The sequence below is a fragment of the Pseudotamlana haliotis genome, from assembly GCF_008806375.1.
GTDB lineage: Bacteria > Bacteroidota > Bacteroidia > Flavobacteriales > Flavobacteriaceae > Pseudotamlana > Pseudotamlana haliotis.
Genome location: NZ_WAAT01000030.1, coordinates 24282 through 46994 on the forward strand (window position 1 = coordinate 24282; position 22713 = coordinate 46994).

General features: G+C 34.3%; 21 protein-coding genes. 13 read left to right on the plus strand and 8 right to left on the minus strand.

Features of this window, described 5'->3' with window-relative positions; translation table 11 throughout:
* Nucleotides 1-12 precede the first annotated feature (12 nt).
* The 6 genes from F6U93_RS05595 to groL all read left to right on the plus strand — a co-directional run bounded on the left by F6U93_RS05595 (nucleotide 13) and on the right by groL (nucleotide 4974).
* Nucleotides 13-861: a hypothetical protein gene (locus F6U93_RS05595; protein ID WP_150937688.1), complete on the plus strand. Its 849-nt coding sequence runs from the start codon at nucleotides 13-15 to the stop codon at nucleotides 859-861.
* Between the two features lie 52 nt (nucleotides 862-913).
* The gene (gene lptE, locus F6U93_RS05600) at nucleotides 914-1423 is read left to right on the plus strand and encodes an LPS assembly lipoprotein LptE (protein WP_150937690.1); all 510 of its coding nucleotides are present in this window, start codon (nucleotides 914-916) and stop codon (nucleotides 1421-1423) included.
* Between the two features lie 43 nt (nucleotides 1424-1466).
* Nucleotides 1467-2441: a hypothetical protein gene (locus F6U93_RS05605; protein WP_150937692.1), complete on the plus strand. Its 975-nt coding sequence runs from the start codon at nucleotides 1467-1469 to the stop codon at nucleotides 2439-2441.
* Nucleotides 2441-2791, plus strand: coding sequence for a preprotein translocase subunit SecG (gene secG / locus F6U93_RS05610; protein WP_150937694.1), 351 nt, complete (start codon nucleotides 2441-2443; stop codon nucleotides 2789-2791). The genes F6U93_RS05605 and secG overlap by 1 nt, the downstream gene beginning before the upstream one ends.
* Before the next feature lie 172 nt (nucleotides 2792-2963).
* The gene (locus tag F6U93_RS05615) at nucleotides 2964-3239 is read left to right on the plus strand and encodes a co-chaperone GroES (protein ID WP_150937696.1); all 276 of its coding nucleotides are present in this window, start codon (nucleotides 2964-2966) and stop codon (nucleotides 3237-3239) included.
* A 103-nt stretch (nucleotides 3240-3342) separates the two neighbouring features.
* Nucleotides 3343-4974, plus strand: a complete 1632-nt coding sequence (groL, locus tag F6U93_RS05620; RefSeq protein WP_150937697.1) for a chaperonin GroEL — start codon at nucleotides 3343-3345, stop codon at nucleotides 4972-4974.
* A gap of 92 nt (nucleotides 4975-5066) precedes the next feature.
* Here groL and F6U93_RS05625 read toward each other — a convergent pair whose 3' ends face one another.
* The 8 genes from F6U93_RS05625 to xrtF form a co-directional block, all read right to left on the minus strand.
* Complete coding sequence (locus F6U93_RS05625) at nucleotides 5067-5474, minus strand: hypothetical protein (protein ID WP_150937699.1); 408 nt, start codon at nucleotides 5472-5474, stop codon at nucleotides 5067-5069.
* A gap of 42 nt (nucleotides 5475-5516) precedes the next feature.
* Nucleotides 5517-6662 carry a PepSY-associated TM helix domain-containing protein gene (locus tag F6U93_RS05630; protein WP_150937700.1) on the minus strand — a complete coding sequence of 382 codons (1146 nt, stop codon included), beginning with the start codon at nucleotides 6660-6662 and terminating at the stop codon, nucleotides 5517-5519.
* Nucleotides 6663-6767: 105 nt separating this feature from the next.
* Complete coding sequence (locus F6U93_RS05635) at nucleotides 6768-9158, minus strand: TonB-dependent receptor (RefSeq protein ID WP_150937702.1); 2391 nt, start codon at nucleotides 9156-9158, stop codon at nucleotides 6768-6770.
* A gap of 289 nt (nucleotides 9159-9447) precedes the next feature.
* Complete coding sequence (locus F6U93_RS05640; RefSeq protein WP_150937704.1) at nucleotides 9448-9810, minus strand: heavy-metal-associated domain-containing protein; 363 nt, start codon at nucleotides 9808-9810, stop codon at nucleotides 9448-9450.
* A gap of 23 nt (nucleotides 9811-9833) precedes the next feature.
* Nucleotides 9834-12080: a TonB-dependent receptor gene (locus F6U93_RS05645; protein WP_150937706.1), complete on the minus strand. Its 2247-nt coding sequence runs from the start codon at nucleotides 12078-12080 to the stop codon at nucleotides 9834-9836.
* A 117-nt stretch (nucleotides 12081-12197) separates the two neighbouring features.
* The gene (locus F6U93_RS05650; RefSeq protein WP_150937730.1) at nucleotides 12198-12599 is read right to left on the minus strand and encodes an HYC_CC_PP family protein; all 402 of its coding nucleotides are present in this window, start codon (nucleotides 12597-12599) and stop codon (nucleotides 12198-12200) included.
* A gap of 50 nt (nucleotides 12600-12649) precedes the next feature.
* The gene (locus tag F6U93_RS05655) at nucleotides 12650-13081 is read right to left on the minus strand and encodes an exosortase F system-associated membrane protein (protein WP_150937708.1); all 432 of its coding nucleotides are present in this window, start codon (nucleotides 13079-13081) and stop codon (nucleotides 12650-12652) included.
* Nucleotides 13074-13625, minus strand: coding sequence for an exosortase family protein XrtF (gene xrtF / locus F6U93_RS05660; RefSeq protein WP_150937710.1), 552 nt, complete (start codon nucleotides 13623-13625; stop codon nucleotides 13074-13076). Before xrtF ends, F6U93_RS05655 begins: the two co-directional genes overlap by 8 nt.
* A gap of 134 nt (nucleotides 13626-13759) precedes the next feature.
* Here xrtF and F6U93_RS05665 point away from each other — a divergent pair, with 134 nt between their 5' ends.
* The 7 genes from F6U93_RS05665 to def all read left to right on the plus strand — a co-directional run bounded on the left by F6U93_RS05665 (nucleotide 13760) and on the right by def (nucleotide 22413).
* A complete protein-coding gene (locus F6U93_RS05665) occupies nucleotides 13760-14218 on the plus strand; it encodes a GAF domain-containing protein (RefSeq protein ID WP_150937712.1) in 459 nt (152 codons plus the stop codon).
* 217 nt (nucleotides 14219-14435) lie between these two features.
* The gene (gene purH / locus F6U93_RS05670) at nucleotides 14436-15968 is read left to right on the plus strand and encodes a bifunctional phosphoribosylaminoimidazolecarboxamide formyltransferase/IMP cyclohydrolase (RefSeq protein WP_150937714.1); all 1533 of its coding nucleotides are present in this window, start codon (nucleotides 14436-14438) and stop codon (nucleotides 15966-15968) included.
* Nucleotides 15969-16156: 188 nt separating this feature from the next.
* Complete coding sequence (locus F6U93_RS05675; protein ID WP_150937716.1) at nucleotides 16157-17185, plus strand: rod shape-determining protein; 1029 nt, start codon at nucleotides 16157-16159, stop codon at nucleotides 17183-17185.
* 18 nt (nucleotides 17186-17203) lie between these two features.
* Nucleotides 17204-18028, plus strand: a complete 825-nt coding sequence (mreC, locus tag F6U93_RS05680) for a rod shape-determining protein MreC (protein WP_150937718.1) — start codon at nucleotides 17204-17206, stop codon at nucleotides 18026-18028.
* 495 nt (nucleotides 18029-18523) lie between these two features.
* Nucleotides 18524-20461 (plus strand): penicillin-binding protein 2, encoded by a 1938-nt coding sequence (gene mrdA / locus F6U93_RS05690; RefSeq protein WP_150937722.1) that lies wholly within the window; start codon nucleotides 18524-18526, stop codon nucleotides 20459-20461.
* Between the two features lie 3 nt (nucleotides 20462-20464).
* The gene (gene rodA / locus F6U93_RS05695) at nucleotides 20465-21742 is read left to right on the plus strand and encodes a rod shape-determining protein RodA (RefSeq protein WP_150937724.1); all 1278 of its coding nucleotides are present in this window, start codon (nucleotides 20465-20467) and stop codon (nucleotides 21740-21742) included.
* 59 nt (nucleotides 21743-21801) lie between these two features.
* The gene (gene def, locus F6U93_RS05700; RefSeq protein ID WP_150937726.1) at nucleotides 21802-22413 is read left to right on the plus strand and encodes a peptide deformylase; all 612 of its coding nucleotides are present in this window, start codon (nucleotides 21802-21804) and stop codon (nucleotides 22411-22413) included.
* Nucleotides 22414-22713: the final 300 nt, after the last annotated feature.

Below are 22713 nucleotides of genomic sequence, written 5' to 3' on the forward strand. Positions count from 1 at the left end.
CAAAAAAACCTCATGAACAAATTAAATACACCAGTCGCACAAATAATAATCTGTTTTTTTATCTTTATAAGCACGATTCATGCTCAACATGATGTTATTTTAAAAACAAGTGGTGAAGAAATGGTTGGTACTGTTGTTCAAATGAATCAAAACGACTTACTATTCACCTATCAGAATGAAACTATTAAATACACCGTTTCTAAATCTGATATTGTTAAAATTACCTTTACATCAGGACGGGTTGAATTTTTCAATAAACCAAAGGCAGATACCAAACAAAATCTAGAAAATCACCATAACAAAGTTGCTATTCTACCTTTTGGCTACCTTAAAGACCAAGAAACCAGCAATGCAGAAATGCAGAAAAATATTCAATCGGAAACCTATACCATTTTTAATAAAAAGGCGCATAATTTATCATTTCAAGCCCCAAAAACTACAAACCTATTATTATCGAAAGCAGGAATCGTTAATAACAATATCGACGGCTACACCATGGGAGAAATCGCAAATATTTTAGGCGTTGAATATATCATTCAAGGCATGGTATCGATAGAAAAGACATCTGTAACATCTACACGTAACACTCAATCAACAACATCCCCCAAAAAAAACAAAGCATACATTGATAAACACGGACATATTATTGGTGATATCTGGAGTTCTAACAAAGGACGTACCAATTCATATTCCTACTCTAAACAAACTCAAAATTACAGCACTAATATTACCATGAATATTTACACAGATAACGGCCGTAATATTTATAATAAGAACCATCAATCATTCTGGCAAACGGAAGATGCGTACAAGATAACTTTAGATTATTTAGCAAGAAGAACACCTCTGTTCAAAAAATAAGAGAAGCTAAAATATTGATATAACAAGTACTATTTACCAAGCCTATCATTTTATGAAAAAAAACATTAAACACCTCATAATTTTCACATTAAGCTTCACATTTTTGGGCTGTGGCATCTATTCGTTTACAGGAGCTTCTATCCCAGCTGGTGTAACCACTTACCAGGTCAATCGTTTTGAGAACACAGCTTTGCTTATAGAACCAGGTTTAGATCGTGATTTTAAATTAGCTTTAGAAGATCTAATTCAAAATCAAACCAATTTAAACTTAGTCCCTTCAGGCGGTGATTTGGTTTACGAAGGTGAAATTACCGAGTATAGAATATCCCCAACAACAGCGACTTCCGATGAAATTGCTGCACAAAACAGACTAACCATTAGTGTGAATTTACGCTTTTTCAACAAAAAGAAGCCTGAAGACGATTTAGAGCAGCGTTTTTCATTTTTCTATGATTACCCAGGAACCGATCAACTTACGGGCTCAGTAAAAACTACAGCACAGGAAGAAATTTTTGAACGTATCACCCAAGATATTTTCAACGCTACGCTAGCAAAATGGTAAGGCACCAAACTCTGTATTAAAATTATTAAATTTGGCACCGCCAATGAATTCAGAAGATTACATACATATCCTTCAAAACCCGCAAGTTTTAACCAACGATCAAACCGATGGGTTAAAATCGCTAATCACGAAGTTTCCTTATTTTCAGTCGGCACGTGCTATTTATTTGAAAGGTCTTAAAGACCAAAGTAGCCTACAATACAATCAAGAGCTTAAAATTACGGCGGCTTACACGGGAGACAGAAGTATTCTTTTTGATTTCATCACCTCAGAAGTTTTTATTCAAAATGAAATTTCAGAGACTATAAAAAACAATAGCTCGCATTTAGGAGATATTCCTGTTCAAATAGAAGACCTTTCTATAAACAGAAAAGTGACTCTTGATGATACTTTAAAGCAGCAAATTAGTGATACCGATGGTGTTTTAGACCCTGCTCTTTTTGAACCTAAAGAACCGAGACCTTTAAAGGAAACACCTTTAATAGAAAAACCACCGGGAACCAACGAAACCCCAAAAGAAGAATCTAAAACAGAAACAACTTCAGCTGAAACAGCTTTAGACCTAGGAAAACCACTGCCTTTTGATAAAAAAGAATCACATTCATTTAATGAGTGGCTGCAGTTGACGCGTTTTGCACCTATTGAAAGAGCACCAGAAAAAGAAGAACCAACAAAAACTGAAGATAAATCTGAAACCAAACCTGCTGAAACTACGCCTTCTACCAATAAAGAAAAGCAAAAAAAGTTTAAACTCATCGATAAATTCATTGCTGAAAACCCAAAAATAAGTCCGACCAAACCCTTACAACACAAAGGAAATTTAGCCCAAGCCCAAATGATCCAGCCGGAGGCCTTAATGACCGAGACTTTAGCACGAATTTATGTAGAGCAAAAAAACTTTAAAAAAGCGATTCAATCTTATAAAATATTAAGTTTGAAATATCCAGAAAAAAGTAGTTTCTTTGCAAACCAAATTAAAGCAGTAGAGCAATTACAAGAACAAAACAATAAAAAATAATGAGTACGTTTACAATATTTTTAGTCCTTATCGTGGTGGTAGCGTTTTTACTTATCGTAGTAATCATGGTTCAAAACCCTAAAGGCGGCGGATTATCATCATCTTTCGGTGGTGGAGGCACACAACAATTAGGAGGTGTTAAGAAAACCACAGATTTCTTAGACAAAAGTACTTGGTACTTAGCTACTTTGTTATTAGTATTAATTTTAGCTTCTAACGTAGCTATTGATAAAGGTGGTTCTAACAATGAATCTAAAGCTTTAGATTCTGATGCTGTAACTGCACCAGTTGCTTTACCTGAAACCCCTGCAACAACTAATGATACTGCTCCAGCTCAAGAAGCAGAATAGTATTCACACGCACATAAAACAAGACAAAAATGCCAACTTAATTAGTTGGCATTTTTTGTTTCTACCTGTTCGGCAGACAGGTCTGCAAGTTTGTCAGTTATATACTATTGGCACATTTTTCGTATAAATTGACCTAGTATTTATAAACTTAATCATTAAAATATAAAACAAAATGGGATTAAACATTAAACCATTAGCAGACCGCGTTCTTATTGAACCAGCTGCAGCCGAAACTAAAACTGCTTCAGGAATTATTATTCCAGACAATGCTAAAGAAAAACCTCAAAAAGGAACTGTAGTAGCTGCTGGACCAGGTACCAAAGATGAGCCAATTACTGTTAAAGTTGGAGACACCGTTTTATATGGTAAATACGCTGGAACAGATTTAAAGCTTGAAGGTTCTGATTACTTAATTATGCGTGAGAGCGATATTCTGGCGATTGTATAATAGGCTTTTTTATTTCCGCGAAAGCGGAAAACTCATCAAACAAAAAGTAAACAATAAATAAAATAGATTCCCGCTTACGCAGGAATAAAAAACATTCTTAAAAATGGCAAAAGATATTAAATTTGATATTGAAGCACGCGACGGTTTAAAACGTGGTGTTGATGCATTAGCAAACGCTGTAAAAGTAACATTAGGGCCTAAAGGTCGTAACGTTATCATTAGTAAAAGTTTTGGAGCGCCATCAGTAACTAAAGATGGTGTTTCTGTAGCTAAAGAAATTGAATTAGAAGATGCACACGAAAACATGGGTGCACAAATGGTAAAAGAAGTAGCTTCTAAAACCAATGATTTAGCTGGTGATGGTACAACTACTGCTACTGTTTTAGCTCAAGCGATTGTAAAAGAAGGCTTAAAAAACGTAGCTTCTGGTGCTAACCCAATGGATTTAAAACGTGGTATTGACAAAGCGGTTGAAGCCATTACTAAAGAACTTGAAGAGCAAGCTCAAAAAGTAGGAAACTCTTCAGAAAAAATTAAACAAGTTGCTGCAATCTCTGCTAACAACGACGATACAATTGGTGAATTAATTGCTCAAGCTTTTTCTAAAGTTGGAAAAGAAGGTGTGATTACTGTTGAAGAAGCCAAAGGTATGGAAACTTATGTTGATGTTGTTGAAGGTATGCAATTTGACCGCGGATACTTATCACCTTACTTCGTGACTGATTCAGATAAAATGGTTGCTGATTTAGAGAATCCGTACATTTTATTATTCGACAAAAAGATTTCTAACTTACAAGAAATTCTTCCAATCTTAGAACCCGTAGCACAATCTGGTCGCCCTTTATTAATCATCGCTGAAGATGTAGACGGACAAGCCCTTGCGACTTTAGTGGTTAACAAATTACGTGGTGGATTAAAAATCGCTGCTGTAAAGGCTCCAGGATTTGGTGATAGACGTAAAGCTATGCTTGAAGATATCGCTATTTTAACTGGTGGAACTGTAATTTCTGAAGAAAGAGGATTTACCTTAGAAAATGCTGATTTAAGCATGTTAGGTTCTGCTGAAACTGTAACTGTTGATAAAGATAATACAACAATTGTAAACGGTTCTGGTGATGCTGATGCGATTAAAGCTCGTGTAGGTCAAATTAAATCACAAATTGAAACAACGACTTCAGATTACGATAAAGAAAAACTACAAGAACGTTTGGCTAAATTAGCTGGCGGTGTTGCTGTACTTTACGTAGGTGCTGCAAGTGAAGTTGAAATGAAAGAAAAGAAAGATCGTGTTGACGATGCCTTACACGCCACAAGAGCTGCCGTTGAAGAAGGTATTGTTGCTGGTGGTGGTGTTGCCTTAGTACGCGCTAAAGCGGTTCTAGAGAAAATCACAACCGATAATTTAGATGAAACTACAGGGGTTCAAATCGTAAATAGAGCGATTGAAGCACCTTTAAGAACCATTGTTGAAAATGCTGGAGGAGAAGGTTCTGTAGTCATCAATAAAGTTTTAGAAGGTAAAAAAGACTTTGGTTATGATGCGAAAACAGAAACTTACGTAGACATGCTTAAAGCTGGAATCATTGACCCTAAGAAAGTAACACGTATTGCATTAGAAAATGCAGCTTCTGTTGCTGGTATGATCTTAACTACAGAATGTGCTTTAATCGATATTAAAGAAGATGCAGCTGCTATGCCTCCAATGGGTGGCGGTGGAATGCCTGGCATGATGTAATCGAGAGCCTCGACACGTAACTTATATTAAAAACGCTTCAATTGATTTTGAAGCGTTTTTTGTTTTTAATTTTAACAAGGTAAGAGATAAGTCTACTCCTTTGAAGTTGGTTTTGACAACTCCTGCTCTATTTGAGTAGGAAACTTAAAAACTCCCCGATACCAAAAATTATAATCGCTTACCTCTTCTGTTTTAAACTCGTATTTTTTTACAGCTTTAAAAAGCTTTAATTCCTTTTTGCGAAGCTTTTTTAATTGCTTAAAATATTTTGATTCTAAAATTTCTCCAGCATTCAATAAATTTTGTTGTCTTTCAAATTCATTTTGAATGGCATTAAAACGAGTTTTAAAAGTTTCAGGAGTGCTTTTATTTTGGACTTGAACTTGGACTAGAACTTGTACCTCGCCTAAAATCAAGCTATTAAAACTCGTGTGAGGTTTAGCATGACTGGCGAAACCACAAAATAACACCAATAAAATAAGTATTTTAGAAGTTTTCATGCTTCAAAAATAGTAAAACAAAAAGACATCCAACAAAGTCATTTATTGATTTACTTGAAGTTTTTTATCCTTTTTATAATTTCTCCCGTACCAAAGTAGCACGCCTGTAACAGGTAAACTTGCGGTAAGTAAACTCACTAAGAAAGCAATAATTTTGCCCACAATTCCACCAATAGCACCAATATGAATATCATAATTCATTCTTAGAATTTTATCGGCAAATTTAGCATCTTCATATTTTCCGTAGATGCCGGGGGTTTCGATTTCTTCAAGCGTATTTTGATCAAAAAATCTAAAATCGGAATCATAAAATATACCAGCAGTTTTCGAGACTTCAACATAAATACTTGAAGTATCAGATTCTGGGTAATGTAATTCGTAATTTTCAACATCGGGTGATTCCTTCCACAGTTTCGGAATTAATTGATCAATGGGAGCTAGGCCTTCCGAGGCATCGTTAATTTTTAATCCGCTCTTATTTTCAGGAATTATAAAAGCCGCCACTTTATCACCGCCGGTAGATTTATAAACCACATATTTTAACCAGTTATAGGACATTACAGTACCTGTAAAAGCTAAAATCAAGGCAAGTGAACAAATATAAAAACCAACAACGGTATGTAAATCGAAGTTTTTACGTTTCCATCGGGTCGTTGATTTCCAATCGAAAGTGATGCGTTGCTTTAAATTTTTACGCTGTTTAGGTATCCATAACAAGAAACCTGAAATGATAATAAAAATAAAAAGTAGTATAGAAGCACCAACTAGTTGTTCTCCAAATTCTTTAGGAAACCACAAACGTATATGTCCCTTTAAAATAAAAGGAAAAAAACCAGAAAGGTTATCATTAACCTGAATCACTTCCCCTGAATAGGGATTTAAAAAAACATCCTGATAAAATTCAGGTTCTCTATCGTAAAAAATAACTTGAATGGCTTCATTTGGCTTTCCGAAGATCGCACCATGAATATGGTTGTTTGGAAAAACTTCTTGAGCAATAGTTTGGGCTTCTGTAACGGTAATTAAAGGAACATCTTGTACTTCTACCGTCTTATAATCTGAATATAAACTTTCAATTTCATCTTTAAAAGCCCAACAACAACCTGTAATAGAAACCACAAAAACTACCAACCCTGTGGCAAAACCAAGTATTTTATGTAGTGTTAATATTTGTTTTCTATATTTCATAGGCCTAAAAAAAGGTTGTTTGATGTTATGATTTTACTTAAAATTAAAGCTGGAAAATGTACCATATATTCATTGCATCAAACAACCCGTTATAATAATTTATTATTAAAATTTATATGTAAAGTTAGCAATTACAGCTCTTGGTAACTGAGGAGTAATTGTGGTCCAACCTTTGTAATATTCTTTATTAAACGCATTGTTTAATTTTAAACTAATACGATATTTATTAGCTTGATAAAATAACGATGCGTTTGCAATGGTATAACTTGGTAAAATAAAATCACCGGTATTGGCGTAGTTAATAGCAAATTGTTCGCTAGCACCATTAAAACCTAAACCTGCTCCAAAACCTTCTAACAGACCACTTTGAAATTCATAATTTGCCCAGAAATTATATAGGTTTTCAGGTCCTGCTTCAAGTGGTCTTCTGTTTAAGATGTTTACATTATCAGATTCTGTGGTTTCACTAAAGTTATTACTATAACCTGCTCTAATATTTAATCCATCAACGGGATTAGCGTTTACTTCAATTTCAAATCCTCTACTTATAACTTCACCGCCTTGAATTTTATTAAACGGTGAATCTGGATCTGTAATCACCTGATCTTTCACTTTAATATCATAGTAACTTACCGTTGCATTTAAACGGTTAGAGAATAAGTTTGTTTTTACACCAAACTCTAATTGATTCGCTTGTTCTGGATCAAAAGTCATTAGCGTTTGAGGCCCAGCACTAGGATCGCCAACTAAGGTTGGCGCTACGTTTGTAAAGCCGTTTTGATAATTCGCAAAAATGGATAGTTTATCTTGAATAGGCTGAAACATTAATCCGAATTTTGGAGAAAAGGTCGTTTGATCGTAATCATCTTCATCATTAGATAAATCCCCTTTATTATCAAAATGATCTAATCGAATACCAACCATTGCAGAAAAGGCATCTGTAATGTTTAAAACATCAGAAGCATAAGCACTATAAATATTGTATTCAGATTTTAAATTATTAACTGTAGCTCCGGCTAAAGCAGCATCAATCCCCGAGGTTGATAATGGGTAACCAGCTTCAGTCGTTCCATCGGCTTGAACACTACCGTAATAAACATAACTAGAACCATTATCTACACTTGTGGTGTTTAAATAATCTAATCCCACCACCATTCTATTTCTTAAACCTAAAACTTTAAAGTTTCCAATAAAATTCTGTTGAATATCTGTAGTTTGAGTATTAGCATTCTGCTTATTTATATACCTAGAAAAAGTATCTACTGGGTTACCTCCTAGGTCGTATAGATAAGAGTAGTACCCTTTTGTAGAAGTACTGCTTCTAGACAATAAAGTTTGTGATTGCCATTGATCAGATAACTTATAGTCCATTTCAACTCTGTAATTTTGAGTTGGGTTTAATAAGGTAATATCGTTACTGGTAAAAGACAATTTATTGTTGTAACCTAATTCATCTAGATTGCTAGCTATGCTAGGCGCCCCTCTGTTTAGGAACAAAAACATAGGATTGGTTTGTTCTGCTTGAGTAATTTCACCGTAAAAAGAGAACGACAATTTGTTGTTTACTTTATAAGATAAAGACGGAGCTACAAAGAAAGTTTGGTTAAAACCAGCATCTTGAAAACTCTCAGATCTTGAAAAAGAAGTATTCAAACGAAAATAAATATTCTTTTCTTTATCTAAAGCAGTGTTGAAATCACCAACTATTTGATTTAAACCATAAGATCCTGAAGTAAATGAAAGCTCGCCACCAGTACCTGCAAAAGGTTTTTTGGTCACTACGTTAATTAAACCACCGTATGAACTTACTGCATTTCCAAATAAAGTAGCAGAAGGGCCTTTAATCACTTCAATACGCTCAATATTAGCTGAATTAATGGTTCCGTTTGTTAAACCAGGTAAACCATTAACTAGTTGTGGTTGTACCGAGAAACCACGTAAAGAATAATAACCTGCACCATCGCCTCCACGTCCTGTAGAAGACCATAACTTGTCTACCCCTGTAGCATTTTTTAAGGCGTCATCAAAATTGGTGATTACCTGAGACTCTAATAAACTGGTTGTAATGGTACTATAAACTTGTGTGTTTTCAATATCCTTTAAAGGTAACTTAGAAACGTAGGCTGTCTTCTTTCTGGAAAACTTATTGCCTTCACCACCGTAAAGAACCACTTCATTTAAAATCTCATTACCTTCATAAAGCGTAATAACACCTAAGTCTATGTTCTGATTTGCCATAACCGAAATCTGAACCTCTTTAGTTTTATATCCTAAAAAAGAGAAAGACAAGGTATAGCTACCCGCCTCAATATTTTCAAGATTAAATTTCCCCTGTGCATCTGTTTCGGTTCCTGTTGTTGTGTTTTTTAAAACAACATTTACGTTTTCAATAGCTTGAAAAGCTGAGTTATTTACAACACCAGAAACGTCGTTGTTTTGAGAGTACCCTAAGAAAGTAAGGGTTAAAAATAATAAACAAGTAATTTGATTTTTCATTTAATTTTATTTAAACCAATTATAAATAGTGAATTTTTCGGCAAATGTAACTGCTGAGATCCTTACTCCCAAATTATCTATAATAAATCTAAATAAAAACAACATTTTCATATGTAAAGACTGAAAGCCCTTACGATGAATGGTAAACTGCATTATAATATTCTTACACAAATTCAGTTTTTTAATACTTAATACCCCAAAAAAAAATCTCAGATTAAAAATTAACCTGAGATTTTCTCGATATCTAACTGAAGTGCATAACAAGATGCATCTTTAAGTCGTGATAAATTTAGTCTTCCTCTACTTTATGATCGTCTTGAACTGCTTCATCGCGATATCTACAGCATGCATGAACACTGTTATAAGCTTCATCTGTCGCTTTTAATTCCTCTGTGTCATGACCTACTTCCAATACGCTAGCCTCAATAGTTTCTAGGTTTGTTTTTCTTTCATCATAGATTAAAGCAAGTTCATGTGTGTTAACATCCCAAACGGCCGATTTCACACCTTTGGTTTTAAAACAAGCTTTTTCAATTCGAGTTTTACACATTAAACACACCCCATCTACTTCAATGGTAGCTCTGGCATTTTTGTTTTGTGCGAATGATACGGCTCCAACAAGGAGCATGAATACAATAATTACTTTTTTCATTTTTATCGGTTTTAATAATTCATTTATAATTTTAAACGAAAGCCAGCATAATATAAGCTTCCAAATATAGGACCATACACAAAAGTAGTGTCAAAATTTGCACCAAAAGGATCGTTTGCTGCTAAAATAGGGTTTGATTGTCTCAAATTGGTAATATTCTCTCCCCCTACATAGATTTCAAATTTAGGAGAAAACACCTTAGTAACCTGTGCATTTAAAGTTGACAAGGTTGGTGTATAATCAGGAAGTTGATAAGCTACCGGGTTACTTGCTGTGGAAGAAAAACGCTGTTCACCTAACCAATTAAATGTGGTATCAAACTTCCAATGCCCACCATTTTCTTTAGGAGCTGTTTCATATGAAGCATTAGCAAAAAAACGATGTTTTGGCACCAATGGTTTATCTAACAAGCCAGATCTGTACTGTGTTTTCACTTCGTAATATTTATAAGCCAACCTAACATCAAAATGTTCAAAAGCATTGTAATTTAATTCCGCTTGAAAACTGTTCGCGAAACTCTTCCCTTCTAAGTTGTAGAAATTGACCTCCAAAGGGTTTTCATAATCTACAATGATCTGGTTTGTAAAATCGGTTTTATAATAGTCTAAAGTTATATCTGCTTTTCTTCCGAATAAATTAAAACCTTGTAAATACGATATACCGTAGTTCCAGGCAATTTCAGGATCTAAACCATATACATTACCGTTGGCATTCTGAATACTAAAAGTTCTAGATGTCGCAAACATTTGTTGGTTTTCAGCAAAAATATTCGCACTTCTTTTTCCTCTTCCGAAGGACATACGTAAGGCCGATTTCTCCCATGGTGTATACTTGGCATGAAACCTTGGTGTCACAAACGTACCTAATAAATTATGATGATCAATACGAACGCCTGCTGTTAAATTTAGCTTTTCTAAATTATCATAATTATATTCAAAAAAGGCGCCAATAGCACTTTCTGTGCGTTCATAATTTGAATCAAGGTTTGGAGCTACTAAAAATTCATCATAATGATCATAAGTATAGCTCAACCCTGTTTTTATTTTATGTCTGGAATCACTAATAATTGAACTATACATGGCACTGGTGTATAAACTATTCTGAGTGATATCATATTGATTCAAACCGAAATATGATTCTTGTTCATGACTGCTAAAAGCTGCCTGAACTCCTATTTTCTGATAAGGAATATTCGGGTTTACATATCCAAACTTCCCTGAAACCTCATAACGTTGGGTATCAATTTCACTCCCCCAAGCATTTGTAGTGAGTTTATCTGTTTTAGGATCGAAATCCAATTGACCTGTTTGCTTTTCATCATTAAGAAATTTTAAATTAATAAAGCTCACAAAACCCTTTTCAGGATTGGTATACTGCCAACGGTTCATGAGGTTTATTTGATCGTATTTTGGCATATCAAGAAAGCCATCATGGTTGACATCATGTTCAGCATTATGAGAGTTTCCGTGTAAATATAATCCGGTATCCCACTTTTCGCTCACTTTTGTATTGATGTGCGTATTGATTTCCATACGCTGACTTGAAGCCCCATAAACATTTACAAATATACGATCATCTGTAGCAGGCTTAACCAGCTCGGCATTAATTTGCCCAGCAATACTTTCATACCCATTTACGGCACTCCCCGACCCTTTGGTAATTTGAATACTCTCTACCCATGTTCCTGGGATAAAACTGAGTCCGAATGCCTGTGAGGCCCCCCGAATGGAAGGAATATTTTCTGTAGCTATTAAAATATACGGACTCGTAAGACCCAACATTTTAATTTGACGCGTTCCTGTAACGGCATCGGCAAAATTCACATCAATTGATGGATTGGTTTCAAAACTTTCCGCAAGATTACAGCAAGCCGCTTTTAGCAACTCATCTCTACTTACAGTAAATGTGTTTGTCGCTTGCAAATAGGATTTTGAAGTCGCTTGTTTTCGTGACTTTATGGTAACCGCATCTAAATTGTCGGTAGGCTGTAACCAATGTTTAATTGATTTTGCTGATTTCACATCAAGGGTATCCGTTTTGTACCCCATAAAACTAACTACCATTTTTTTATACTCCGGTTGGTATGGTAGACTAAATTTACCATCTATATCGGTAACCGCACCAACTGTTGAATCAAGCCAATAAACATTAGCCCCAGGTAAGACAAGATTTTTGTTATTATTATTCGCTTCTAAAATAACGCCTTCAAGTTTTTCCTGAGAAAAGAATATGCTGGGTAATAACAGAAGCACATAAATTATATGTTTCATTTGATTAAAATTTGATTTTATAATGCATTGATTGTTTTCAAAAGATGAAAACATAGTTTTAAACCTCATAAACGAATATGAGGTACACCCTTAAAAAAACAGGGTAACATCTAAAAATCAAATGATAAAAACCTGGTCTAAAACCTGAATATCGGTAACCAGTTTTGGAGGGGTATAATTTTTATGCGGAATCTTATGCTTAACTAAGCTTTCAAATCCAAAAACATAACTATGCGTAAAAGCGTAAAGAAACTGTTGCTGTTCAAGATCTAAATCATCAAACGATGTAACACTTAGTTCATCTTGACCCTTTACCACATTCAACTCATCTTTACAACAGGTTTTTTTCTGAAGTAGTTCTAGGGCTTCCATGGCACATTTTTCAGCTTCAGCAAAAACTGAAACATCAACTAAAACATCGCCACAGAAATGCTTTTCAATGGTAAATGAAACCGTTGAAAACAATACCAACAATGCTAGTATACTCGTAAAACCTTTATGTAAAATTGACTTTAACACCTCACAAAAGTACAAAATTGAAAATTTGTATAAACTTTTTATTATAAAAATCATACGTTTTTAAGTTTGTGATAATAAAATGCCGGCAATAATAAAATTAAAATAATAGGTTGAATTAAAAAACGGCGCACGTTGAAAAACATATAATAGTCTTCTTGTCTAGGATGTACGACAAAGTATAAATAAATAGACATCAAAACGATAAAAGCCAGTGTGTAAATAATTCCAGACAACTTAAGCATGCTTTTATCTAAGGATATCACATAAATAATAGCTAAAGAAATCATAGTATTTAAAACATAACGCAAGGTTGTAAACCCAACAAGTTTGGCGACTTCTCTACGCGGACTATCTATATACAAATAATCACTTTCAAAAAAGCTTAAATAAGGATCATAGAATAGGCTATTTTCAAAATACCGAATTAAAATCAGCATCAAAAACAAAATAGACAAGATCACTATTTTATATGCTCTAGCCATGCTTTTTCTTGAGTTTAGAAAAACGATTCACCCATATTACCCAAAGTAAAAACACCAAACCATAAATAACCCCAGGGAATACCACGTTATGTAAAACCTCTTCGTATTTAGGAAAAAGATACAAGCCTATAGCCAAAATACCGATACGAAGTATATTAATTGAATAAATCAAAACACTACCAGCTACAATATAAACGGCAGTAGATTTAAATGTACCTGCAAAAGCAATGATGAAGGCGATAAACAAAATAATGACACTGAACGCATTGCACCCCTCAACAATCCGCGCTAAATACTCCCCATTTAAAATCAGCTTTAATGAAGGCTCATCAGGGTGTTTTATGACTTCACTTTGATACCCAAAAAACTCTAGCAACTCACTAGTTTGTACACCAACTAGATTTGTAAAATAGTCTGGATAATAGAGGGAACCATCAGATAAATCTAAATAAAAACCATAACTCACAGACAAAGCAATATACACCCCTAAAAAAGTAAGCATAAACTTTATAACCGATTTATATTTAGCAAATAGGGCTTTCAAAGGAATGTTTTTTGGCAATTATTTTGTTCAAACGCGGTGCCATGAACTTTTAGTTAAAGAAATGTATTAATGTTATCTTAATGAATTATCAAATTACGCCATTTTAAATACTTTTACCAAAACCTTTTGAAATTATGATTTTTGAACAATTAAAACCTCAAATAGAAGCCATTGTTTCTAACAACATAAAAACAGTTGACGAACGCCTTTACAGTGTCTGTGAATTGCTTGAAAAAGAAATAGAATACTATAACTGGGTAGGTTTCTATTTTAGTGATGCAAAAAAAGAAGTACTTCACTTAGGCCCCTATGTTGGCGAAGCTACAGACCATACGGTAATTCCCTTCGGAAAAGGGATTTGCGGACAAGTAGCCGTGAGCAACTCAAATTTTGTAGTGCCTGATGTTAAAGCACAAGACAATTACATTGCTTGTAGCATCACGGTAAAAGCTGAAATTGTAGTACCTATATTCAAAAACGGAAAGAATATAGGTCAAATTGATATTGACTCTAATACCCCTGACCCTTTTACAAAAGAAGACGAACCATTTTTAGAATTTGTTTGCAAAAAAGTAGCAAGTATTCTTCCTTAAAAGTTAATACTTTAATCTTAACTTAACTCATATTTGTTATTACTCTAACCATTTCTCGATTTTCTTACAATCGAAACCGCCTTTTTTAAGAAATCAAAGCTTGTTTTTTAGAAGAAATAAGTATTTTTGCACTTATTTTTAACACTCAGTGTAACATACTGATAAACAACATCAAATTATTTTTAAAACAAATAATTAAAAACATAACACAATAGAAATGAGCAACGAGAAAACAATTAAATCTGCCCTAATTTCAGTATTTAGTAAAGATGGTTTAGAGCCAATAGTTAAAGAACTTGATAAGCAAGGAGTTACCATTTACTCTACTGGAGGTACAGAAAAATTTATTAACGATTTAGGTATCAACGTTGTTCCTGTTGAAGATGTTACTTCATACCCTTCAATTCTTGGCGGACGTGTAAAAACGTTACACCCAAAAGTTTTTGGAGGTATTTTAAACAGACAAAACCATGATGGTGATGTTGCTGAATTAGCTGAATATGAGATTCCGCAAATTGATGTGGTAATCGTTGATTTATATCCTTTTGAAAAAACGGTAGCTTCTGGTGCTAGTAACCAAGATATTATTGAAAAAATTGATATTGGAGGTATTTCTTTAATTCGTGCGGCTGCTAAAAACTATGCCGATGTGATTTGTGTCTCTTCAGTAAACGATTATGCTGAATTTTTAAAACTTATTTCTGCAAATAACGGAAGCATTTCTGAAGAAGACAGAAAACGTTTTGCTGGAAAAGCATTCAACGTATCGTCGCATTATGACACGGCTATTTTCAATTATTTCAACCAAAACAATGAAGAAACTGTTTTAAAAATCAGTGACCAAAACGGTAAAACCTTACGTTACGGTGAAAACCCGCACCAAAAAGGATTTTTCTTCGGAAATTTTGATGAATTATTCACAAAACTTCACGGAAAAGAATTAAGCTACAACAATTTATTAGATGTTGATGCAGCGGTTAATTTAATGAATGAATTCAAAAATGACGCACCAACCTTTGCCATTTTAAAACATAACAACGCTTGTGGATTAGCACAACGTGACACCTTACACCAAGCTTATGTTGATGCTTTAGCTGGAGATCCAGTTTCTGCTTTTGGTGGTGTTTTAATTAGTAATAAAGAAATTGATTTAGCTACAGCTGAAGAAATTCACAAATTATTCTGCGAAGTGGTTATCGCTCCTTCTTTTTCTGCGGAAGCGCAAGAATTACTGCAAGGAAAGAAAAACAGAATCTTATTAGTGATTCACGATATTGAATTACCAAAAACAAACGTAAGAAGTTGTTTAAACGGTGTTTTAGTTCAAGACAGAAACAACATCACTGATACTGCTGAAGGTTTGACAAACGTGACTAAATTAGCGCCTACAGACGCTCAAATAGCAGATTTATTATTTGCTTCAAAAATATGTAAGCACACGAAATCTAATACCATTGTATTAGTTAAAGACAATCAATTATGTGCGAGTGGAACAGGACAAACAAGTCGTGTAGATGCCTTGCAACAAGCCATTCATAAAGCAGAATCTTTTAACTTCGATTTAAACGGAGCTGCCATGGCAAGTGATGCGTTCTTCCCATTCCCTGACTGTGTAGAAATTGCTAAAAATGCTGGAATCACTTCTGTTATTCAACCTGGAGGGTCTATTAAAGACCAATTAAGCATCGATTATTGTAACGATAATGATGTGGCTATGGTGATGACAGGAACACGTCATTTCAAACACTAAAATTCACAAAATACGTCTCATCGGTTTTTATTGTGTTTCTAACCGTCTAAAAACCGAAGAATCGCGTATAAGTTTCAGAACCGATATTTTAATCATAAAATGAACTGCGTAAATCACGTATATTTATATACTTTTATTACATTTACGGAATTCGATTATTTAAATCACTTTTAAACTTTTAATTGCACATGAGCTTTTTTGACTTCCTTACTGAGGAAATTGCGATAGATTTAGGTACCGCCAATACTCTTATTATTCATAACGACAAAGTAGTTGTTGATGCGCCTTCTATTGTAGCTCGCGATAGGGTATCAGGAAAAATAATTGCCGTTGGTCAAGAGGCTAGTTTAATGCAGGGTAAAACCCATGAAAACATTAAAACTATACGCCCTTTGAAGGATGGTGTTATTGCCGATTTTGATGCTTCAGAGCAAATGATGAGTATGTTTATTAAAAACATTCCTGCTCTAAAAAAGAAGTTTTTCACGCCTGCTTTACGCTTAGTTATTTGTATTCCTTCAGGAATTACTGAGGTTGAAATGCGTGCCGTAAAAGAAAGTGCCGAACGTGTTAATGGTAAAGAAGTTTATTTGATTCACGAACCTATGGCTGCGGCTATTGGTATTGGTGTAGATATCATGCAGCCTAAAGGAAATATGGTGGTAGATATAGGCGGTGGTACTACAGAAATTGCGGTTATTGCATTAGGTGGTATTGTTTGTGATAAATCGGTTAAAATTGCAGGTGATGTATTTACTAGTGATATTGTTTATTACATGCGTACACAACACAACTTATATGTTGGTGAACGTACTGCTGAAAAAATAAAAATTCAAATTGGTGCGGCTACTGAAGATTTAGAGTTGCCTCCAGAAGATATGAGCGTTCAAGGACGTGACTTACTTACAGGTAAACCTAAACAAGTACAGATTTCATACCGTGAAATCGCTAAAGCATTAGATAAATCTATTCTTAGAATTGAAGATGCGGTTATGGAAACCTTATCTCAGACCCCTCCAGAACTAGCTGCCGATATTTACAATACGGGTATTTACTTAGCTGGTGGTGGTTCAATGCTTCGTGGTTTAGACAAACGTTTATCTCAAAAAACAGATTTACCTGTTTATATTGCTGAAGATCCTTTGCGTGCTGTGGTCAGAGGGACTGGTATCACACTTAAAAATTTACCTAAGTTCAAAAGTGTATTGATAAAATAAGAATCTCCATAAAACACCATGCAGCAAATCATTAATTTTATAATTCGGTTTAAAAACTTTTTATTGCTTTTATTGCTGTTTTGTATTTCGCTTGCATTAACGATTTTATCTCACTCTTATCATACGAGTAAGTTTATTAATTCGGCAAACATAGTCACTGGTGGATTATACGAATCTTTCCACCATATTCACAAATATGTCGATTTAAATACTCAAAACGACATGCTTGCCGAAGAAAATCGAAAGCTTCGCTTGAAATTGTTAAACCCTGTAGTTTTTTCAGACTCTACTTATATTGACACGGCTTCATATGCTGACAACTACCGCATATACAATGCCAATATTATAAAAAACAGTTATTCCTTAACGAATAACATTTTAACCTTAAACAAAGGAGCTGTAGACGGTATAAAACAAGATTTAGGAGTTATTTCATCCAACGGCCTTGTTGGTATTATTGATAAATCTGGAAAACACTACTCTAGAGTACTTTCCATATTAAATACATCAACCAGAATTAGTGCCCAGTTAAAAAAGACCAATCATTTTGGAACCTTGATTTGGAAAGGCGGCTCTCCAGAATACATTAAACTTATCGATATTCCTAAAATTGCTCCTGTACAACCAGGTGATACTATTATAACTTCTGGACGCTCTTCAATTTTTCCAAAAGGCGTACCTATTGGAGTTGTAAATGACTTTGAATTAGATCAATCTGAAAATTATTTTGAAGTCAATATTAAGTTATTCAATGATATGACAAATTTAGAGCATGTATATATTATTGAAAATTTACATTCTAAAGAAATTAATAACCTAACTAACGGTACTAGCGATGAATAGCATACTCTCCATACATACCGTCCGTTTTATTGTATTAATCCTTTTACAAGGGTTGATTTTGAATCATATAAATTTTTTAGGTTATATAAACCCTTATATATACATTTTATTTATAGCGTTATACCCTATTAAAAATAATCGCATCGCATTAATCTTATTAAGTTTTTTTCTTGGTTTAGCCATTGATTTCTTTCAAGATACAGGAGGTGCTCATGCCGGGGCATCCGTGCTTATAGCCTATGCCAGGCCTATATTTCTCAAATTTGCCTTTGGGGCCATGTTTGAGCATCAAATTATAAAATTTAACACGGTAGAATTCGGTTCTAAACTCACCTATTTCACCTTACTGACTGTGACACACCATTTTGTCTTATTTACTTTAGAGATATTTAGCTTTTCAAGAATAATTTTAATACTAGAAAAAACGTTATATTCTAGTATATTCACAATTATTTTGAGTATCATACTAACTATCATATTTAGTAAAAAAATAAAATGAGACAAGTTTTACTTTTTATATCGATCATTGTTGTTGGTCTAATATTCATTTCAAGGCTGTTTTACCTTCAGGTTTATACCTCAGAGTCGCATAGTCTATTTGAAGATAATGCCATTAGAAAAGTTTACGATTACCCTAAGCGAGGCTTTGTTTTTGACAGAAATGGAAAACTCTTGGTTTCAAACCAACCTTCTTATGATATCATGGTTATTCCTAGAGAAGTTGAACCCTTAGATACTCTAGAATTTTGTAACCTTTTAAAGATTAATAAAGACCAATTTTTAAAACGCTATAATAAAGCTAGACATTATTCGCCTAGATTACCTTCAGTTTTTGTATCGCATTTATCCAAAGAAGATTATGCCATATTACAAGAGAAAATGCGAAAATTTCACGGCTTTTATATTCAAAAGCGTTCACTTAGACATTATGAAGCTAGCATTGGCGCAAATGTTTTAGGTGATCTTGGGGAAGTTAACAATAGAATTATTGAGAAGGATCCCTATTACCGAATGGGAGATTTAATTGGAAAACAAGGCATTGAAGCATCTTATGAACATACCCTACGTGGTGTAAAAGGTATCAAATTCATTCAAAAAGACCGCTTTAACAGAAATATTGGTCCGTATAAAAATGGTGATTTTGATACTATTCCTGAACCAGGTAAAGACATTACCATTACTATTGATGCCAAACTTCAAGCCTACGGCGAACTTTTAATGCGTAATAAACGTGGTGGTGTTATTGCTATCGAACCGGCTACAGGAGAAATTTTAGCCATGGTAGCAGCCCCTACCTACGACCCTAATATTCTAGTAGGAAGAGACCGTTCAAAAAATTTCACTAAACTCTATAACGACTCTATAGCAAAACCGCTTTTTAATAGAAGTTTACAAGGTGTATATTCACCAGGTTCTCCATTCAAACTCATGAACGCTTTAATTTCTTTGCAAGAAGGCGTGATGTCTCCTAAAGAAACGGTAACTTGTTATAGCGGCTACCACTACGGAGGAAGTTTTATGAAGTGTCACTGCCATTCTGGTACAAGAAACAATATGATTTCGGGGATACAACATTCATGTAATGCCTACTTCGCAACCATTTACAGGAAAATTTTAGACAAAACAGGCAGTGCTTCAAAAGGTATTGACGTTTGGAGTGACCATGCCAAAAGTTTTGGTTTGGGTGAATTTCTAAACAATGATTTATATGTAGGCCAAAAAGGTAGAATCCCTGATCGCGATTACTACAAATATGTCTACCCAAAAACGTTCTATTCATCCTATACCGTTTCTAATGCGATTGGTCAAGGTGAGGTTGCAACGACACCTATTCAGTTAGCTAATATGGCGGCAGCTATAGCCAACCGCGGGTATTTTTATACGCCTCACATAATTAAAAATATAGAAGGCGAAACCTTACCAGAACAGTTTACAAAACCAAAACAAACGTCTATAGATAAACAGCACTTCGACCCTGTAATTGAAGGTATGTATCAAGTATATAAAAGGGGGACAGCAGCTGCATTGCAAGTTAAAGGCATAGATATTTGCGGAAAGACAGGAACGGTAGAAAACTTTATCAAACTGGACAGTGTAAAAATGCAATTAACAGATCACTCTATCTTTTTAGCCTTTGCTCCTAAAGATAATCCTAAAATAGCCATTTCTGTTTTTGTTGAAAATGGTTATTGGGGAAGTCGCTATGCTGGAAAAATTGCCAGTTTAATGATTGAAAAACACTTAAGGGATAGCATTACTAGAACCGATCTAGAAACTTGGATTCTGAAGCATAGTTTAGAGAATGAATATGCGAAACCTTATTCAGGAAAACCTTTTGGTATCAATGGGCGTTCGGCATTTCAAGTGGTAGACGACGAAGAGTATACAGAACTTAGAGAGCTTCTTGATAAAATTAATAAACAAGACAAATAATACATGGTCAGAGAGACAAATAGATACTTTAAATTCGATTGGATTACAATTCTACTTTTCTTTTGTTTAGTTGGATTTGGTTGGGTGAATATATTATCAGCCTCTCACACTGGTACAGTTGTAGACTATTTTGACATTTCGCAACCATTTGGTAAACAAATCATCTTTATTGCAATAAGTGTCGTATTAATCGTAATCATTCTCGCTATAGACGCCAAATTTTACGAGCGCTTCGCAAGTATCATTTACGTCATATCCATGCTCTCACTCGTTGGGCTCTTTATATTTGGTAAAAATGTAAATGGAGCCACATCGTGGTACGGCTTTGGAAGCTTTACCATTCAACCCAGTGAATTTGCTAAAGCAGCAACGGCACTCGCTGTAGCCAAATTTGTAAGTGATTTAAATACAAACCTACATACCTTTAAAGATCAATTAAAAGTTTGTGCTATTATTTTCACACCTGCCGTATTGGTACTACTCCAAAACGATACCGGTAGTACCATTGTTTATGGCTCTTTCTTTTTTGTTTTATACCGTGAAGGTTTACCTAAATACTATTTAAATATATTGGTATCCCTAATTTCAATAGCTATTATATCCTTAAAGTTCGGACCTATAGTGACATCGGTTATTGCTGTAATTGTGGCCGTATTAGTACATGTTTTTAACAAAAAGAAACTTCGTATTCACTATCTTCTATTGATTTTGGTGGCTGCCATTGCGGTATCTTTTAGCATCAAATTATTCTATAATAATGTATTACAACCTCATCAAAAGGATAGAATAAGTTTATGGTTAAATCTTGAAAAAGACCCTATTAAACTGCATAGGATGAAAAAAACCTTTGCTTATAACCTTAACGAATCAGAAAAAGCAATTGGAGCTGGAGGACTTTGGGGGAAAGGTTTTATGCAAGGTACCAGAACAACTGGTAAATTTGTTCCTGAGCAGCACACCGATTATATCTTTAGTACTGTTGGTGAAGAATGGGGCTTCTTAGGTAGTAGTATGGTTGTTATTACTTTTGTTTTGCTACTATTACGCATACTTCATTTAGCCGAATTACAAAAGTCACAATTTAGTAGAATCTACGGTTACAGTGTCGCTGCTATCGTGTTTATACACTTCTTAATAAACATTGGTATGGTTATGGGGCTTATCCCTACTATTGGTATCCCGCTTCCTATGTTTAGCTTTGGAGGCTCAGGTCTTTTATCATTTACAATACTCATTTTCATTTTTGTAAAACTAGACTCCAACCGCATTAATGAGTGGTAGGACTTATAAATTATTAGTAAGCCTTATTATTTTTTATTAGCTCGTAAAGTTCTACTATTATGAAATATCTACTACATTTAGTACTTATTGCGCTATTCACAGCGAGCTGCAATTCAACCTCATCCTTTTCTGCAAAAGAAACTAAGCGTATCATGAGTGCTGATAGTTTGACGCCGATGCGTGTTTATAAAATAACAAACCCGAAGGATTCATTAATACTACGTACAAAAAGTAAAACGATATATGTTAATCCAAATGATCCTACAATCAAGCATTTTGTCAATAGACTTTATGCCACAGTACGTGATAGCATGTCCTTAGGTGTGGGCATAGCTGCACCACAAGTGGGTATATTGAAAAATATTATTTGGGTACAACGTTTTGATAAAGAAAATATCCCTTTTGAAGTGTACTTAAATCCTAAAATCACAAAATATTCAAAAGAAACACAAACAGTAAAAGAAGGATGTCTATCCATTCCTAACCGAAGTGATGTATTAAATTGCAGATCAAATTCCATCGAAATAGAATACGACACTATGGAAAACGAGCATAAAACAGAAACAATTGAAGCTTTTACAGCTGTAATTTTTCAGCACGAAATTGATCACCTTAACGGTATTCTTTATTTAGATCATTTGGAAAAAGAAATGCAAGAAGATACTAACTAATATTATTTCTACACTTATTTTGATTCACTTTGAAGGGGAAGTAATCGAAGTTTTTATAGTCTTTTTAGTTTTTTTCTGAAACGATTTCAATCAGCTGCACAACCCTTAGTATGCCTCTTTATGTTGCAACAATTTCCATGCAGAAAAATTACTAATCACTCCAAGTATTCAATTAGAAAAATTTTTATAACTTCAACGTCTTAACACCATAAGTCCATGATTCAAAAACGAATATATGCATTTTGGGATACGGATAAACTGTAGGCTTCCCCAAAAATAGGACAGTTATAAATTCGAATT